The organism is Acanthopleuribacter pedis (assembly GCF_017377855.1).
Classification (GTDB): Bacteria; Acidobacteriota; Holophagae; order Acanthopleuribacterales; family Acanthopleuribacteraceae; genus Acanthopleuribacter; species Acanthopleuribacter pedis.
The window spans coordinates 63,551-83,346 of sequence record NZ_JAFREP010000016.1 but is presented as its reverse complement, the minus strand read 5'-3'; the positions used below and the strand labels follow the sequence as shown (position 1 = coordinate 83,346).

Here is a 19,796-nt window from a genome sequence, read left to right as displayed (position 1 = left end):
GGAAACCGCGCCCAAACCACGCGAAAGAGGTTACCCCGCGGGCCAAAGCAACCGTCGGTCCCGCGTCGTATCCCAATCGGGATTGTGGCTGAACAACAACACGGCCGCCTGCCGCTCCTCGGCAAAGCGACGCAGCAGATCGAGCAGAACCCGCCGTGTCAGAACATCCAAGGCCGAAAGCAATTCATCGGCAATGAGCAAACGGGGTTGCAGCAGCAGCGCACGCAGCAATTGACACCGCTGCCGTTCACCGATAGAGAAGGTGGCGGGCGAACGGGCGAAATCAAGGGAACCCAGCCCCAGGATTTCACGCCACCGCTCGAATGCCTGCGCCAACTCGGCGAGGGGACGTGCTTGACGATCGGCACAACCCGCGATAAGCCGCTTCCACTGTTGGGCCATGGGGGTATGGGGGTTAAAAGCCGCGTGGCCGTGTTGAAACAGCCAAGCCACGGCGTAACGATGCTCAACCGAGCGAAGCCGCCAATCCGCCGCCAAGGGTTTTTCGGCCAATGCCAGTTCACCCGCCCAACGCGCCGGCTCGGGAAAACCGGCCAACAGCTTGGCCAAGGTGGTTTTGCCCGCCCCGGACGGGGCCGCAAGCCAGTGCAAGCGTCCCGGTGTCAGATGCAACGGCCAATCGCGGACAAGCCAGACGTCGCCGTAACCCAAAGCCACCCGGCCGTGCAATAAACGCGGTTCATCCGACGAGACCGGCGGCGGGGAGACCGCGTCGCGCGCTTGCCAGGCAGCGACTAAATCAGCGTGAACGCCGCGCGCGGGTGCTTCAAAAAATGCGGCGACCCCGCCGAAGAATGCGGCCTTTCCCCGGTCGATCATCAGCACCTGATCCGCCATCTCCCGAACCAAACGGCCCTGGTGGGTCACAAACACCAAGGTAAAACCGAAGTGATCGGCCTCCGCCTTCAGCAACGCCACCATGGCGCGTTCGGCATCGCGATCCAAGGATGCCGCCGGTTCGTCACACACCACCCAGCGCGGCCGGCGACAGAGAATCAAAGCCAGCATCACGCGCTGCCGTTGACCGCCGGACAATTGCTCCGGCAAACGCGACAACAAGACGGCGTCCAAATCAAGCCGGGCCATAACCGCGGTCACCCGCGCACGCCAATCGCGGCCCAAACCCAATTCGCGAAAATGACCGGCAACGGAAAGCGCCGGCGTCAATCCGCCGCCGGGATCTTGAATCATCAAATAACCACCGTCCCGCGGTGATAAAACGGCATCCGGCCCGTCCTTAAGCCAACCAAAGAGCGCGTGTAAAAAGAGCGATTTCCCAGCACCGCTGGGGCCGACCACCGCCGTGTGACGACCCCGGACCAAGGTCATCGCCGGTAAGTCGAGAAGACGCCCCCGATCTCCCGGCACGATCAAGGCGGGTACCTGAACGTCTTCCGCAACGGCGGTCGGCGTCACGCGATCGACTCCAACTGCTTCTTTTCGGGACGGTGATGATTGGATCCGTCCAGGGGTTTATCCGGTTCGGGGTCGGCTTTCTGAAGCTGCAACCGCACCACGGTCCCTTCGCCGGGACCGTCACTGACCACGGTGATGGTCCCACCCATTTCCCGCATCACGTTGGCACAATAATGCAAACCAAAGCCCGAACCCTGTTCCTTGGTGGTAAAACCCTGGTGAAAGACATCCCCAATCACATCCTCGGGAATCCCAATACCGTTGTCGCGAATCTCAAGAAACACGTGTGCCCGGTCTTCCGTCATTCCGGTCCGTAAGGAGAACAATCGGTTGTGGGCGTTGGTCTCCAACGCGTCGACCGCGTTGTTCACCAAATTCACAATCACCCGAATCAGTTTGGACTTTTGGACTTTCACACGGGGGATCACCCCGTATTCGCGCACCACTTGCACGCGTTTCGAATCAATGATGTAGCGCTCCAGTTGCAGGACTTCCTCCAAGGTACCGTGCAGGTCGACCATCTCGCTCAAACCTTCCATGGCCACGTAATCCTGCTGCGCCCGCACCACGCCATTCAGCCTCGCGATATGCTCTTCAACCAATTTTAGCTCGGCCAACATACCTTCGTGGACGGCGGCGATTTTTCGGCCGGTTTCGAGGAAGGCCGGCGCAACCTTGGCACCGCGCGGCTGATTGCGTACAAAATCGTCCAAGTTGTCGGCGTGTTGTTCCAACAATTGCAGCATGCGTTTCAGGAAGTCAAAAGCCCGAGAATCCAGTTTAGAACGCAGCACGCCGGTTGAGGTGTTTAAGCTGTTCAGGGTATTGCCCACGTTGTGCAAAACATTGGCGGCAATCTCGGACATCCCGGCATGGTGGGCGGCATCAAGCAACAACCGCTGGGTTTCCCGCAAATGACGCGCCGAGTAAGTCGCCTCGTGGAACAACTTGGCCTTGGCGATGGCGGTAATGGCGTGTTCACGGTAACGCGCCAATTTGGCGATGTCGGAACCGCGGAACACATTCTCACGTTCAAAATTCTCAAAGACGAGCAAATCCTCAATAAACTCCCGGGAAGTCACGGTCATTATCAGCATCGATTTGGCCTTGGGCTGCCCGTAAAATTTGGGGGAATCAGGAAGATTCACGGCCGGCGTGGTCATCATAAAAATGCCGGGATGTAGTTCCTCCGTGTGGTCCAGGTAGCGGTGGTGAATCTCTTCACGGGAGAAAAGCATACTCGCCAACCCCTCGTTGTGGGCACCTTCCGCATCGGCACAACGAAACAACTGGGCCTGGTGATCGAAAATGAGCACCAAACCGCGTTCCGCCTCATTAACCAACTTCATCCCATACAGCAGCAGCGCCCGCAACAGCGCATCTTCATTGACCTCGCGGTTAATGGCGTGGACGATCAAATCCAGGGTGACCAGCTCGCTGTTTTTCTCCCCCAGCTCCTGGTTTTTTTGCTGTAACTCCGCGGTCCGCGTCGCCACCGTTTTGGCGAGTACGGCGCGTCGACGATTCAAGGCTCGAATGCGCCAAAGCGGAATTCCCGTCATCAGCGACAGCCCCAAAACAACGTAACACACATAAGCCCACCAAGTTAGCCACAGCGGCGGCACGACTTCTAAAGTAACGTTTAAACCGTTTTCATTCCAAACCAAATCGTTGTTGCTACCCCGCACCTGAAAAGTATAAGTGCCTGGATCCAGGTTGGTATAGGTCACGTGGTTGGTCGTCCCCATGTTGACCCATTCATCGTTAAAACCCAGCAAGCGAATTGCATACTGGTTTTTTTCCGGGTTGGTATAGTCCAAGGCGGCGTATTCCAAGGTCATCATATCGCTGTCGTGGGACAGTTCCAGCCGATCCGCTTCCCAAATCGCCACCGGTAACTTGGGCCGACCTTCCATTTGCCGAAACCCGGTAAGGATCACCGGCGGCACATAAGGATTGTCGCGAACCTCGGAGGGAAGAAAGCGGTTAAACCCGTTGCGCCCACCAAAATACAGGTAACCACCGCGTCCTTTGAACGCGGCGTTGCGGTTAAAGTCATTGTCCTGCAAACCGTCGAAGACGTCGTAGTTGCGAAAACCACCGCCGGCTTCACGGTAAACCGACAAACCGTTGTTGGTGCCGATCCACAGGGCACCGTCGTCATCGAGGAGCAAGCCGTGAATAATGTTGCTGGGCAAGCCGTCGGCGGTGTAGAACCGTCTGGATTCGCCCGAGTTCGGTTCCAATAGGTTGAGGCCGCTTTCGGTACCGACCCATACCTTTCCGTCCGCACGGTGGACAACACAAAACACGGTGTCGGAGGAGAGCGAAAGGGTGTCGCCCAAGACCTCGTTAAATCGGTGCACCCGTTGCTCCTGCGCGTCGAAACGGGCCAAGCCGCGGTTGGTTCCCACCCACATGCGTCCATCCCGATCTTCACGCAAGGTGTAAATGCGCATGCCGTTAAAACGAATATTGAGAAAAGGATCGTTGTTGGGATTGGCAAAACGCGGGACGCCCGCACCCGGTTCAAAAAGATTGAGCCCCGCGTCGGTGCCGACCCAGCCACGCCCGCGACTGTCAAAGGCGAGGGCGCGAACCCGATTGTTACTCAAGCTGTCGGGATCATCTGGATCGTGGGTAAAGGCGTCGAATTCGCCCCGTTGCTCATCCAGCCGCTGCAGGCCGTCGGAATAAGTGCCGATCCAAAGGCGACCGTCGGGTGCCGCGGCAATGGCGCGCACTACATTTTCCCCCGCCGAAGTAGCCATCTGAACGTCAAACCGCGCCACGGTCTCCGTTTCCAGATCAAAAAGGTTTAAGCCGCCGCGAAAGGTACCCACCCAGAGCCGCCCGCGCGCATCCTCGTACAAAGCGCCCACCTCGTTGCTGCTCAAACCGTTGGTTTGGGTCGCGCTTTGCCGGTAGCGCTTAAATTTGCGTGGTTTGAGATCCACCTTGTTCAAACCGTTCAAGGTGGCGATCCACATCACACCGCCGCGATCCAGAAAAATACGCTCCACGTTGCCGTTTGAGAGGGAACGCGGGTCCAAGGGATCGGGTGTAAATTGCAAGAGCGGCTCGTCCAAATCCAGCAAACACAATAGTCCGCCGCCAATGGTGCCAATCCATAAACGGCCGTCGCGATCTTCGAAGAGGGTACGGATGCTGCACCGGTTCGCATCTTCACACGCCGTCTCATCGACCAAAAACCGCCGCCAGGCCCGCGCCTCGGGTAGGAACACGTTGAGCCCGGAGCGCGTCCCGGCCCAAAGACGTCCACCGCTGTCACGCAACAGGACTTTGACATGGTCGCTGCTGAGCGAGGCAGGATTGTCGGGATCGTGGCGGTAGTTTTCCAGCACCTTGCCCGTACCGGCATCGAACAGAAAAACCCCCGCCTCGGTCCCCAACCACAATTGCCCGGCGTCACCCGGCACAATCGACCAAATACGCCCGCCGGGCGCGGCATGGGGATCGTTCGGATCGGGCGGATAACGGGTCACCAACCCGGTTTGGGGATTGAGTTTGTTAAGGCCTTGGCTGTAGGTGCCGACCCAAAGGCGCTCCCCGTTTTCCAGGTACAGGGATTGAATTCGGTTTTCCGACAAGGTTTTCGGGTCTTGCTGATCGTTTTTGAAATGGGTAAAGGTTTCGAGAACCGGATCGAACAGGTTGAGTCCACCCCCCCAGGTACCAACCCATATCCGACCGTCCGGGTTTTCAACCATGCGCCCGGTCGAAGAAAAAGACAGGGACCGCGGATCGGTGTAATCGTGATGATAGGTCTGAAAACGGTAACCGTCGTAGCGGTTCAAACCGCCGGTGGTGGAGATCCACAGCAAGCCGCGTTTGTCCTGCAACACACCATAGATGGTGTTGCTCGAAAGGCCGTTCCGAATGGTGAATCGCTCGAATTTAAACTTTTCAAGCTCTTGCCGACCCATCACCGTCGGTTCCGAGGCCTTGAGCACGCCCGCCGGCACCCCCAACCAAAGGACGGCCGCAAAAAGGCGGAAACAGTGCAAAAGGTCATTCTTAAAAGCGGCTCGCACGCCTGCCTCCTTAATTAAGGTAACAGTGTGAGCGACGGTCGAGATTCCAGAGAAACGGGGGTAGGGCGTGGGGGTCAAAGGGCACTCCACGAGGTCTGGAGAATCAAAACGGGGGCTGACGCGGGGATGGGGGACGAGACACGCGCAACCGGCCCAACAGCCGTGGATCGCATTCATCAGACAAGCGCGCGTGGCGCGTTTCACACCCTTGCCTGTCCCCGCTTGAGAAAACCAAGGAGGGTTCGAGAATCAAGAAGGGAAACAAGCGGCGCGACCATGTTCCTTTGATGCGGAGAAAGGCAATGCGGGTCCAGACCCATTAAACAGCATATCGTCTGAAGAATGGGTCTGGTTGAGAATAAGATGGGGATTTAATGAAAGATAAGGTCGGGGCTAGCGCACGCCGGAACGCGGATCCGAGGAGACAACCTGCCAGGCAACCTCTTCAAAAACAGCACGAACCGCTGGATCAACCACCAACCAATCGGGCTCGCCGAAGGGCCCCGAAAAGTCCGTTTTCATGGTGGAGGGGCAACGCTTGTAAAGGGTGGCGTATTGAACCATGGCGATGAAGTAATTGCCCAGCAGGGTCATGTGAATGTCGTCGATAAAAATGGTGCCGCGAATCTCGGTAATCCCAGGCACCAGACCGGCTTCAATTCGACGCCGCAATTCAACCAAAGCCGGGCCGGCGGGCACAATCAGCGGGGTGGCGGCATTGGGATGGGCGGCGCCGGCGGCATCCGCGATTTGCTCCCAATAAACGCGTTCGGATTCAATTTGGCCGACCCAATCATTGACAAATAAGTCCGGCCAGGTTTGGTAGATGTAGAGGGTTGCGTTGGGGTTACCTTCAAGGACACGACCGTAATACAAGGGCGCGTAGATGACGGCGTCGGAAATGTGGTTGGTGATCGGCAATGCCTCGGTAATGACCAAATGGTCGTAATTGCCGCTGGGTAACTCGACATTGAAGTTGGAGCCGTGAGCCTCGTCGCCGCGATCCCAAATCCATTTCAAGGGAGCACCGATGATAAAAGAGAGGTTTTGCGTGTGCTGGTGGCCCGCATCCTTGGCCATTTCTTCAAGGATGAAGGGAAAGTCCCAGCCCACTAAGCTGTGGCCGATGAAAAAAGCGCCGAGTTGCACGCTGTTCTCCGGGTTACAGGCAGTGGGGTTTACGGTGCGCGGGGTAACCGCCTCGGCGGCGTTTTGCCAAAGCAGGGTCGCGCTGAAGTTGCCGCGCAGCGCGGTCATGGCCAAGGGTTGATCGGCGGAGATCTCAAACCAACTGTCGGCACGTGGTGTGAAGGCGTCACCGATCACATAAAGGCCCTTGGCATTGGCGGCCAGGCCGGAAACAGCCGTGGTTTCGGTGAGCATCGAGCCGGCCGCATCAAATTGGCGCACCCGCACATCCGTGGTCGCCGACCCGGTGTTGACCACCGCGAAACCGTCCCAAGCTTGGCTGGGGTTGCCGGGATAAATACGCCAGCCGGTTGAGGTGGTTTGGTCGGCGGGTACGTGAGCCGGGGTCGCGTTGCTGTCGGCGGCCAATCGGTAAACAGCGCTGATGGAAAGATCGGCTTGCGGGGTATAGGTCACATAACCGACTTGATCGGACCCAAACAGCGATTGACTGTCCTGGAAAAGGGTAGCGCCGGCGGCCAGACTGGGCGTCACCGTGGTCACGAAATTACCGTTGACATCGTAAGCGGTCAGGGCGACTTGGAGGGAGGCGTTCCCCAAATTGGCGAGGTTCAAGTCGGTCTGAAATCCGCCGCTTGCGCTGGTAACATGGGCAATACGACCTACTTGGGCCCATACGGTCGCCGTGGAAATCACCAGCGAAACAAGTAAAAGAAGTGTACGTTTCATCGAAGCAACTCCTAAAATATCCATTCCTAACCAAACACAACGGCCGCCCAGCGGGACAACCCAAACGGGACACAAGCCGCGCATCTACCGAATGGCGCGTTGTTTTTTGGGTCGGTGATAGACCAAACCCGTGTGTCAAAGACCCGTTAGATCAGAGGAGCATACAATAAATAAAGGGGACGGCCGGGCCGGTGCGCAAACATCGGAACCCGTGTTTTGGCTGAAAAACATTGTACCAAGCATGGCCGACTTCGCGATGCGAATCGCAAAGTCGGCGATAGGAATCGGGATAACAAGCGGAAAAGGCGGCTTAGTGTCGTTTGAACAAACTGCAAAGCAGCTCTAACTCGGTGGCGATTGCTTGCTTGAAGGGCGCATCGTGAAAGCTAAGCCGCACCCGGTCGCCGGCCAACTCGTTAAGTATTTCGGCGTGATTCCGTTGCAACTGCCGCAAAAACGAGGCGCGCCGCTCCAAATCTTCACGCAACAAACGCGCGCCGGCCAAAACCAAAGACCATCCCTCTTCTTCTTGAATGGCGCGCCGCATATCAAGCACAATCGCCACGGCCAGTTCCTCGGTCATTTCAAGGTGGGCGTCGTGCTCGATCTGATTCAATTCTTGCTGGGAAACTTCTTCGAGATCGGGATGTGCGGTGGTGAATGCCGCATCTCGATCTTTCATTTGTAGTTCAATACTTCTCAAGAGCTCATCAAAAACAACCAACCAGGCACCCCCGAAAATACAACCCACGGCGAAAGCAGACTCACCGAGGTCATTTTGGACCCATGTTAAATTTCACCTCATTTGACTTTAAAAGCAACTGCTATTTATCACGTTTATTAAACTTTGAGCTTTATAGCACGCAAACGCCCTCCATGAGACGCGATAACCTACGTAAATTCCTAAAACCCACGGACGACAAGACCAAGGCAATATCCTCTTCACGACACGCCCCTTAGGCAGGCACAAGCAGCGCGATCCACCCAACCACCAAGGACAGACGTCCCACCTCTCCCCTGGCAAATCAAAGGTCCTTTTTCCAAACACTTAATTCCGTGATCGCGCCGCTTCCATGACCCTTGCCGGTGGGTAAAAACCCCAGAATGAGCCCCCATTGCGCCACTGACAGCACGCCCTCTTTCCGCTACAATGAGGTTCATTCATTCCAACCGGAACTCTTTTTCGCCGGCGCGCCGCGTGTCAAGAGGCCGGTCTCCTCTTTTCGGCGTCTTCGAACACGGGGTGACCCCAAACAAACCGGAACCCCACCCCTATGCCCGACTTCCTGATCGCGTCCCGCGCGGTTGTTCCGGTTCGGGCCGCCGTGATTCATTCGAGCTTAGGTAGGGATTCATGACCGATTCCAAACGCGAAGACATCATTCGCAACATATTGTCATTGGCCAAAGCCGCCGGCAACGATCCGATCCCCGGCGACAAGGAATCCCATATCATTTCGCACAATGAGAGCGGACCCGCCAAGTTCTCCCCGCTTTGGAAAGTAGACGCAACCTACTACTTCAGTAAAAACGACGAGCCCCATCCCTCCTACGGTGAAATTCAAATTGCCTTTGGCGATTTAACACGCCTTGAAAACGCGCTGAATAAGCTTTTGGAGCAACGTCCCGTTCTGATGATCCGGCTCAATCAATCTCAGGCTGACAGCCCCACGCCTTCCTCCATCATCCTCACCCTTCACGATTTCCGGCATCGACGCAACCCGGAGGAAGCGCTGCTGACCTTGCGCCGCAAAATGGAAACCATGGAAATGAAGGACCACAAGTGGCCTCATTTTGAGGTGTGTTGCAGCCGGCTGAGCGGTGATTTGCTGCGGTTCCACTGCGTCATTGACCGTCGCCTTGCCACCCAACAAGCTTGCGAGGAACTCATTCGCGAACTGTTTCTCCTTTATTGCGATCCCAGTTTGGCCTTGCCCAACCGGGTGGTACCCAATCTCGAAACGGGGGCCGCGTCTCGCGTTTCCGCGTCTAGCGTTTCCGCGTCCGGCAGCCCAACACCGGCCCACCCACCCGAACCAAACCTTGTGTCGGGCACGCACGTTCCCACGGAGTCCGCTTCCGAACGGCGCCCAACCACGGGACGTGCGCCGACCAATCAACCGTTCCACCGCCGAGCCGCGGATGAAGTGGTCGATGACGACGATTCATGGGCCGACGCGATCTCCAAAACCGATTGGTCGTTCGAGGCCGATATCGCACGCAACACCGGCCAGTATTCTGATTTGGAGCGCCTGTTGCGACGGGCCGGATTTACGAAAGGGGTGCGAGATTCCATTACCGCCGCTTTTTCTAACAACGAAGGGTCAGCCCCAGAATCAGATTCATCCGAGCCAGTAGCGGAAAAATCCGAGCCAAGGGCTCAAAAAGAAGCAGACGATACCACCGGCCTTAGCGATCCCGCGACCAGCGATCCCGCGACCAGCGATCCCGCGACCAGCGATCCCGCGACCAGCGATCCCGCGACCAGCGCTTCCTCGATCAATACACCTCCACCGCCAACCCCTGCGCCCAAAGTTCCCGCGGCACCGGCCTCCGCCGCAATGCGATCCCCAAAAAATGTTTCCGAACCTCCCTCTCAAGGCGTTTTGCCCGACGAACCGCCTCCTTTTGAAGAAGGGGTGGTGGCCCTACCAGAAGACATCATCGACGTTGTCCCTCCCACCGAAGAGGAGGATCCCTTCGACAAAACCCAAAAATTACCGCTGTGGATTCTCGACGATCAAACGGCTTCCGACTTGCGTGACTCCTTCCCTCCCGCTCATGAAACCGTCGTCCAAAAAACCCCAAAGCTTCCCCATCACTTCAGCCCCTCCGGTCTGCCCTTCAACGAGCCACCGGTGTTCCTGGACGGTGATGCGGAAGAAGAAAGCACGGCGGAAAACCCAGCGACGGCGTCACGGCGAGCCTTTGACCATACGAAGGAACCGCCGGTATTCAGCGACAGCGAACCCGAAAGCGATCCCAAGGAATTCCCTGTTGTTCGCGACACCGACACGGTCCCCAAAACAACGCCCGTGAATCCCGCCGAACCACCGCGCGCAGCAGCCCCCAGCGAGGATGGAACAACCGCACAAGACGATCCTGAAGGTTTCGAACCCCAGGCGAACCCCAAAATTCCAGCCGGCGCCAATCCCAAAAACGCCTCGCTCAACACCCAATTAATGAACCTTGCCGACAAAGCGCCGGAAGAATCATGGGACGACACCATGATTATCCCAAAATGGCCCGACATGGACGACAAACGGCCGGCCGCGGAGATGTTACGCGAGGCTGTCGAAAAGGTGGAGGCCAGGCGCAAAGCCCAACAGAGCGGAGACCCCGCCAACCCAGCGCCCCCCAAACCGCCCGCCTTGGGAAAAGACAGCGAGACCAAATCGACTCCGGCACCACCACCCGTCTTGGGTAATGACAGCGTGACCAAATCGACTTCGGCACCACCGCCCGTCTTGGGTAATGACAGCGAGACCAAATCGACCCCGACACCACCGCCCGCCTCAAGCAAAGGTACGGAGCCTAAACCGGCCCCAGTGCCCCCGCCCCCGTCGCCGCCCGCTTCCGAAGACGCGGAAGCTGAGGATCCCTCCTGGCATGACACCATGGAAATCCCTATTTGGGTCATGAATGGCCAAGCGGGTCCCCAAAGCCCGGCAACCACCGTCCCGGCGAGCGCGGAGCCGGCCACGGCGTCCCTTGCCGAGACCCGAAAAATCGAAACCGTGGAAACCGAGCCGGCGGAGGCCGGCCCGGCAATCGAAACCATCCCGGTCACGCCCGTCACCCCCGCGCAAACACCGCCCTCAAAGGAAACGGCACCCGCGCAAACCCTCCCCGTCGAAACGGTTCCGATCCCGCCTAACACGGGGACGACCGATCCCGTTGCGGGCCCTGAAGCGGCCGCACTCGAAACCCGCCGACTCGAACCCGATACACTTGACGCAGAAGCCGCCGCCCTTTACGCAAAAAAAGACGCCCCGGACCAAAAGGATAGCGACCACAATACCTTACCGGTCGAAGAGGAAGCCCTCCAAGCGGCCGTGCCCGAGCCAGAGCAGTCCGTCCCTGAACCCGAACCACGTCGTGAACCAACCCCGCCACCGTCGCGCGCGGGTGACGAACCCATCGCCGTCATCGGTATGGCGGGAAGGTTTCCCCGTTCACCCGACATGGAAATGTTTTGGGAAAACCTCAAAGCGGGCCGCGACTGTTTGTCGCCGCTGCCCCGTGACCGCATGGAAGGTGAACCACCGGAAACACCGGGCGAACGCCCCATCTTCGGTGGCTTCCTCGAATTCATCGACCACTTCGACGCCGATCTCTTTGAGATCGACGACACCCAAGCCTCCCTGATGGATCCACAAACCCGTCTGTTCATGGAGTCGGTCTGGGCCGCGGTGGAAGACGCCGGCTACACCCCTACCCTGCTCAAGGAACACTGTGCCGAAAGCGGTTCCGGCGACGTCGGCGTCTTCGCGGGCGCCATGTACAGCGATTACCACTTGCTGTACCACAACGACGACGACCATCACCTGTCCATCGATCCTTGGTCGCTGGCCAACCAAATCAGCCAAACCTTTGATTTCACCGGACCCAGCCATGTGGTCAACACGGCCGGGTCCAGTTCGCTTTACGCCGTCCACCAAGCCTGCGAAAGTTTGCTACGGGGTCACTGCGAGGTGGCCGTCGCGGGGGGCGTCAACCTCTACATCAATGCCGACGCCTTCCTCAAGGACCGCACCACCACCAACAACGCGGTCGGCCCCCGCAGTGGGACGGCCGACGGCGGCGACGGCTTTGCTCCCGGCGAGGGAGTCGCCGCCGTTTTGCTCAAACCCCTGTCCAGGGCCGTGGCCGACAACGACCACATCTACGGCACCATTCTGGCCTCCACGATTAACCACGACGGCCGCGCCTTGGGTTTTGGCTTACCCAACGCCGACTCACAGGTGACCCTCGTGCGTGGCGCACTCCGCCGCTGCGATGTTTCACCCCGCACCATTAGTTATGTGGAAGCCCACGGTGCCGGTACCGTCGTTGGCGATCCCATCGAAATCCACGCGTTATCCCAGGCTTTTGATACGGGGGACCGCCAATTCTGCGCGCTGGGTTCGGTTAAATCCAACATCGGCCACGGTGAATCGGCCTCCGGTATCGCGGGCCTGGTCAAGGTGTTGCTGCAAATGACCAACCGCACCTTGGTCCCCTCCTTGCACGCCAACTACCTCAACCCCAACATCCAGTTCAAGTCAGGCCCTTTTTATGTGCAACGTGATCGCCAAACCTGGGAGCAACCCCAAATCGACGGTATCCCCGTGCCGCGTCGGGCCTGCCTCAGTTCCCTTGGCGAGGGTGGGACCAACGTGCACCTCGTCCTTGAAGAAAGCCACATCGAGAAGAAAGCGGATGCCGGCAACGGGCCATACCTGATTCCCCTCTCGGCCGCCACCCCGCGTGCCCTGCGCGAAGGTTTGGAGAACCTGCGCCGTTATGTACTGCGCCGCATGGTTTCCTCCTGGGACGGTGCCCCCCTGGATCTCAACGCGCTTGCCTATACCCTGCAGGTCGGACGCGTCGCCATGGCGGAACGTTTCGCGGCCGTGGTCGAGGATGCGGAAGGCCTGGAACGGGCGCTGCGTCGGCGATTGGAAGAACCCGAATCGCCCCCCGCCGAGCCGGGGAGTGGTCATGAAGGGGATATCGATTTAATGTCACGGTTCACCACCGACGAAACCCCCGATCAACTCTTCCACGACAAAAATTTCACCCGGCTGGCGCAACTCTGGACCGAGGGCTGGGACATCGACTGGCAGGCCTTCTACCCGCGCGGCGCAGTGCCCCGAATCCAGGTTCCCACCTATCCCTTCCAACGACGCCGCTATTGGGTCCAGCCGCCACCCGCCCCCGAAACGACGGCCACCTCGCCGGAGCGCCCAAGCGGTGGCGATCCCCACCCCGTCCACAACCGACTCAGCTACTTCACGCAAACGCTCGTGCCCATCCCCACCTCGAAAGAATTTTCCGGTTACGCGCTGCGCGGTCGCTTCATCCTGATCACCGCGGCTTCCGTGCCCGAAAACCTGTTAGCCCAACTCCTCGCCCTACCCAACGTCACCTGGACCACCATCTGCAAAAAAACCAAGGACGGCGAACCTGACAGCCGACAACTGGACTTTTTCGAAGAGGACCCCGCCCAAATGGAACTGCCCGCCCTTACGGAAATCCAAGGGTTGGTAGACATTAGCGACCTCGCCCAAAAACAGGAAGACAGCATTCCCTGGGGCAAACTCAACTTTATTCGCGACCTGGTTCGCGGTGTCGGACCGCGCGATTTCAGCCTGATTCATTTCAGCCGCAACCGCTACCAACGTATTTTTGCGCCCACCACGTCGGAAAAAACCACCGTCTCAGCCTCCATTGGCGCGGGGCTTATCGGTGTTCTCGGCTGGGAAGAACGCCATCTCAAGGCCGTGACCATCGACTGGGACGGCTCCGAACCCATCGCCCAGGTTATCCGCCGCGAATTGGGCACCGCCGGCCGCAACAGCGAAATCTGCTATCGCGGCAACCTGCGATTCCAACCCGTGTTCCTCCCGCGCCAGAAACCGACCGCCGAGGCGGTTCGCTACAACGGCGACAAAACCTATGTCATTGCCGGCGGAACCGGCAATTTGGGTTTCGCCATGGCCGACCATTTGGTGACCAAAGGCGTGCGGAAACTGGTGTTGATGGGCCTGCGCCCGCTTCCGCCGCGCGATTTTTGGCAGAATTTAGCCGAACGGGGTGAGGAACCGACCCGCGGTAAAATCATCAAACTCATGGCGTTTGAAAAACAAGGCGTCCAAATCAAGCTCTACCACGGACCACTCCACGAGCGCGACCGACTCGCTTTGTTTTTCGATCAGGTCGAAGCCGAAATGGGCGCCGTCGACGGCTTTTTCTTTAACACCGGCCCCATGGAACATCCCGACCAACTGCGCCAAAAGCCGCTGTCCCTGCTTCAAGCCGTGCTCAACCCACGCATCAAAGGGCTGCAGGGTATGGTCGACTTGATCGACAGTCGCCCCAGCTTGCAACCGCGCTTTTTCATTTGTTTCGGCAACAGCCTTTCGGTCCACCCCGCGCTCGGCGTGCAAATGGCCGCGCTTTACGCCGCCAACCAGTATTTTGTCGATTTTTGCGCCGCGCAACGCCGCCTCTGGCTCCAGCGTGAGGTCCCCATCGAACTAAGCCTGGTACGTTGGGGTTGCTGGGATGTGGCCGCCCCCAGCGGCGCAACCGAACACGCCGGCAAAACCGGGCTCGGCCCGCTCGCGCTGAAGGAAGGCATGCGCGCGCTCGACCACCTACTCGCCGAGCCCCACCTCGTCGACATCGCCGCCACCCCGGCCACACGCGCCTTCACCGAAACCATCGACGCCCGCAAGGAAAAATCCGTCAGCTTCCAGGACCGCGCCCTCACCATTGCACCCCGCATTTTGTTGGCGCACCTCCCTGCACACAAGGACGAGGCTTTTCCCGAAAGCGCACGTCAATTGGAGCGTTTCACCACCCGCCTGATCTTTGAGGCCTTGCTCGCCATGGGGCTGCCGGGCTCACCCAAACAACCCTTCACCACCGAGGAACTTGCCGAGAAAATCAACCTTGCGCAAGCACGCCTCGGCTTGCTCGGCTTGATGTGCGAGAACCTGTGCAACGCGGGTTTGCTCGTGCGCCACGGTAAAAAATACGCCGTGCGTGATCAAGCCGAAACCATGTTGCTGCTGTTGCCGGACGCCAAAAGCATCATCGCCTCCTTCCCAAATGAGCAGGAGCACGTCGATCTCTTTGAAAGCGCTGCCGCCGCCTTGCCCAAATACCTGAAAACCGATCCCATCCACACCACCTACACCTTGTCGTGGCTGGTCCACGGACGGGGTTCGGAATCCTTCGCCCACGCCTCGCGCGCGCCGCTGGTCACCCTGATCCACCAACAATTGGGCCAAACCCTGGCTTCGTTAATCACCCACCTACCGCTCAACCATAAACGGTTGCGCATTTTACAGATCGGCACCAACGAGCACCACTTTGCAACCTATTTGCTCGACCTCATTCGCGAGACCGGCCGTGAGGCCACCGTCCACTGGACCAGCGCTTCTTCCCGCGAGGTTCGCCAGGCCGCCGATCTGCTCGCGGACGAATACCCCTTCGTCCGTTTTGCCGTGCTCGATCTGGCCGTCGACCCCATCAAGCAAGGCTTGGAACTGGGCTCCTTTGATATTGTCCTCGCTTGTCAAGAGTTGCACGGCTATCGCGACCTACCCAACGTCTTACTGCGCATCAAACAGTTGTTGAAAAAGGACGGTATGCTGTTGTTCGCGGAGGAAACCGCCGTCCGCACCAGTCACCTGTTGCTGCAAGCCAAACACCCCCCAACCAGCCAACCCTACCAGGACCAATTGCGCCTCGACCAAATGACCCTGCTGGACGAACAGCGTTGGGGTGCCCTGCTCGCGGCTTGTGGGTACCGCGATACCCGCGCCGCTGCTTTGCCCGTCACCGGCAACGAACGCGCTCAATACCATATGATGCTGGGATTTTCCGACGGTGCTTATTGGTCACCACTCGGGAACGAGCAAGAAGCCAAACCCACGGTGCGCCTCACCCAGGAAGAAATCAAATCGATGGACGAGGCTGTCGCCGCGGAATTTGCGCAGCCCAAACCGGAAGAACCCCAAATTTTCTACTTCTCACCCTACTGGCAGAGCCAACCCCTCACCGAGAAAACCGTCAAACATCTGGGTCCCCTGCTCGTCCTCGATCACCAAGACGAACAAGCCGCCTCCCTGCGCAAGGAGTACCCGGAAAGCGTGTTCTTGGTGCGCACCGGACCCTCGTTCCGCCGCCTCTCCGACTTCGTCTACCGCATCAACCCCGGCAAGGAAGAAGATTACTTCCAGCTAGTGCGCGAATTGAGCGAGCGCGGCATCGTGCCCGGTGCCATTCTCCACTTCTGGCATTTCCGCATGGAAGACGGCGAACGCCAAATCTTTAACAACCCGATCCAGGGCGAACCCTACCTGCAAACCCAAGTCGAAAGCGGCTTGTACTCGGTGTTCCACTTCTGCCAAGCCTGGCTGAAGCTCATGGGCAACCGGCGCCTGCGTTTTATGTACCTGCAAGGTGGTTCGCAGCCGCGCCCCCAACACGAAATGCTGCTGGGTTACATGCGCAGCGTTTCGCGCGAATTCACCAACATCCAGTTCAAAATGATCTCGCGCCGCGGCATCCTCTCCCACAACCTGAGCTGGATTCCCAACCTGCTGCACGAACTGGGTGAAGCCGGCAGCGAACCCATCCAAGTTCGTTTCTCCGACGGCCGCCGTCAGGCGCTCGGTCTTCAGGAAATCAGCATGCCCGAGAAAAACGAGGCACGGGTCCTGCCGCGGGCCGGCGCGGTTTACCTGATCACCGGCGCGCTCGGTTCCTTGGGTTACCCCATCGCCGGTTTCCTGGCGCGCCATTACGGCGCCAAACTTATTCTGACCGGACGCAGCGGGCTCAACGAACGCATTGAAGAAAAACTGGCGAACCTACAATTGGCGGGCGCCGAGGTGCTTTACGTGCCCACCAACCTGGCCGGCGCGGAGGAAACCGAGGCGCTGGTCGCCGCCGGTATCGAACGCTTTGGCGCGATTCACGGCATCGTCCACGTCGCCTCCCGACTCGAACTCAAACCCTTTACCGAGCTCAACCTCAAGGACTTCCGCGCCGCGCTCGGCCCCAAGGCAAGCGGCCTCCTCAACCTCGACTACTACACCCGTGAACAGCCGTTGGAATTTATGTTGCTCGTCTCTTCCGCCGCCGCTTGGTTTGGCGCCGCCAAGATGACGCCGTTCGCCACCGCCAACGCCTTCCTCGACAGCTTCGCCGCCTTCCGCAACAGCCTCGGGTCAGAACGGCCCGGGCACACCACCGCCATCTGCTGGCCGATGTGGGGCGAGTTGACCCCGGAATCCGTTTCAGCCGAGTTACCCGACCCCACCTTGTCGGACAGCGTCGCACGCGCGATTTTTGAGGACAGCCTCGCCCTGCGCCGTTCGCGGCTGTTGGCGCTTTACGGATTGCCCCACCTCGTGCGCGGCTTCGCGCGTTTTGAAAGCGATCAGCACGAGGACGACGAATTGCCGGACGGCCTGTCGCCGGGCGATACCGCCGCCTTCCTGCGCCACCTGATCGGCCGCGAGAACAGCGACAAGGACCGCGAGCTGGGCCTCAAAAACCTCGATTCCGAGGCGGAAAAAAGTATTACCCGCAACCTCGCCGCCGGGCTCAACAGCACCCTGCGCGGCTTGCTCGACGAGTACAGCACCATCAAGGACGTCACCGACTTTATCGCCAACAACGAACGCGGTTTGCTCAGCCGTTTGCTTTCGTCCCACCGCAGTAACGGCAAACCGGGAGAAAGCAAGGAACCCGGAAAAGTCAAACCGAAACGCCCCAAAAACGCCATCGCGGTCGTGGGTCTCGCCGGCCGTTTCCCCGGCGGCGCCGATCTCGACAGCTTTTGGGACAACCTGTGCAACCGCCACAGCGCCGTGGATTTGGTGCCCGGTGATCGCTGGGATTGGCAACACCTGGAACAAGAATTCGGGGTAACCTGCCGCTGGGGCGGCTTCCTCGACGACGTCCAGCGTTTCGACAACGACCTTTTCCAAATTGAAACCCGCGAGGCGCGCGCGATGGATCCCGGCGAACGCATTTTGCTGGAAACCGTTTGGGCGCTTTTTGAAAACGCCGGCTACACCGCCGAAACCCTCAACAACCTCAAACACGAAATCGGCGTTTTTGTGGCGGGCAGCCACGATCCCCCCTCGAGCAGCTTAGGGGTCGGCCATTCGCTGTGGTTAAGCGCCGACCGCATCAGCAGTTTCTTCGACCTCCACGGCCCCTCCATTCCGGTGGACACGGGATCGTCCTCCAGCCTCACGGCGCTGCACCTGGCTTGTGAAAGCTTGCGCCGCGGCGAGTGCCGCGCCGCGATTGTCGCGGGTATCAACCTGCACCTGCAACCGGACCGGTACCTGCACCTGGACGGGCTCAACTTGCTGGCCACCGACGGACGTATGCACAGTTTCGAGGCGGGCCGCCACGGCCTGGTCCCCGGTGAAGGCGTAGGCGCGTTGCTGCTCAAACCGCTGGACGCCGCCCTCAAAAGCGACGATCACTGTTTCGCCGTCATCCGCGGCACCGCCGTCAGCCACCGAGGCCGCGCGGGCAACACCATCACCCCCAACCCCGAGGCCCAGGCCGAGGTCGTCACCAAAGCCTTTAACACCAGCGCTGTCAACCCCGCCACCATCGCCGCGGTCGAAATCCAAGGCTTCGGCGCCCAACTCGGCGACCAAATGGAAATCGCCGGTTTGGCCAAGGCCTTCGGGCACCAGGCGGGCGGACGTCAATTCTGCGCCGTGGGCACGCTAAAACCCAACATCGGGCACTTGGAAGCCGCATCGGGCATCGCCACGCTGATCAAAATGGTGCTGCAGCTTTACCACAACCACCTAGCGCCTACCCTGCTCCACGACGAAATCAACCCGGCGCTGGAACTAAAAAACACCCCGTTTTACCTGCAAACCGAAAAACAACACTGGCCGCAAATGGCCGTCGACGGCCAGGCCCAACCGCGCCGCGGTTTGATCACCACCGTGGGCGACGGCGGCACCGGCGCCGCGGTGATTCTGGAGGAGCGCGCCCGTCGCGACAGCGCCCCCGCGCCAAATGCGCCGGCCCACGAGCTCATTCTGCTGTCGGCGCGCGACGAAAACCGCTTACGCGACCGCGCCAGGGCGCTGGCCGACTACTTGAAAGCGGCCGAGGAATCTGAAAACCCACCCAGCTTGCGCAACATCGCCTACACCCTACAAATCGGCCGGGAGCACATGCAACACCGCCTAGCCTTGCTCATCGACACCCAGGTTCACCTACGCGAGGAATTGGAGCAATTCCTCGAGGGAGGCGACAGCCAAGTGCAACTGGGCCACGAACAAAGCGACCGCGTTTTTGGGTTGTCGCTCCAAGACCGCGCCTACCTCAAAGGTTTGGCCGATACCGGTCACCTGGGCCAACTGGCGGCGCTGTGGCTGGAAGGCGCACGCATCGATTGGCGCATCTTGCGGCTCAGCGGCAAAATGGAGCCATTGCCGGTATACCCCTTCCAGGGCCAATCCTTCGAGCCTCAAAAAGCCGCCCCGCCAAACAAACCACCCGCAACCAAAGCGGGCGAAGGCGAAGCGGTCAAAAGCGAAGCACCGGCGGCGGGCCGCATCCCGCCGGAAAAAATCGGCGAGTTGTACCGCATGCTCACCAACGTGGCGGAGGGCCAAGCCAACAGCGACACCCTAAAAAACGTAAAAATCTTCCGTTGATTTTC

At 59.3% G+C, this 19,796-nt stretch carries 5 protein-coding genes; 1 reads left to right on the top strand and 4 read right to left on the bottom strand.

Annotation, left to right across the window (positions count from 1 at the left end; translation table 11 throughout):
* Positions 1-30 precede the first annotated feature (30 nt).
* The 4 genes from J3U88_RS17205 to J3U88_RS17190 all read right to left on the bottom strand — a co-directional run bounded on the left by J3U88_RS17205 (position 31) and on the right by J3U88_RS17190 (position 8,052).
* Positions 31-1,437: an ATP-binding cassette domain-containing protein gene (locus J3U88_RS17205; RefSeq protein ID WP_207860167.1), complete on the bottom strand. Its 1,407-nt coding sequence runs from the start codon at positions 1,435-1,437 to the stop codon at positions 31-33.
* Positions 1,434-5,492, bottom strand: a complete 4,059-nt coding sequence (locus J3U88_RS17200; protein ID WP_207860166.1) for a two-component regulator propeller domain-containing protein — start codon at positions 5,490-5,492, stop codon at positions 1,434-1,436. Before J3U88_RS17200 ends, J3U88_RS17205 begins: the two co-directional genes overlap by 4 nt.
* A 393-nt stretch (positions 5,493-5,885) precedes the next feature.
* Positions 5,886-7,370, bottom strand: coding sequence for a hypothetical protein (locus J3U88_RS17195; protein WP_207860165.1), 1,485 nt, complete (start codon positions 7,368-7,370; stop codon positions 5,886-5,888).
* 310 nt (positions 7,371-7,680) lie between these two features.
* Positions 7,681-8,052: a hypothetical protein gene (locus J3U88_RS17190; protein WP_207860164.1), complete on the bottom strand. Its 372-nt coding sequence runs from the start codon at positions 8,050-8,052 to the stop codon at positions 7,681-7,683.
* Positions 8,053-8,724: 672 nt separating this feature from the next.
* On the opposite strand from J3U88_RS17190, the gene J3U88_RS17185 reads away from it, so the two are divergent.
* Positions 8,725-19,791: an SDR family NAD(P)-dependent oxidoreductase gene (locus tag J3U88_RS17185; protein WP_207860163.1), complete on the top strand. Its 11,067-nt coding sequence runs from the start codon at positions 8,725-8,727 to the stop codon at positions 19,789-19,791.
* Positions 19,792-19,796: the final 5 nt, after the last annotated feature.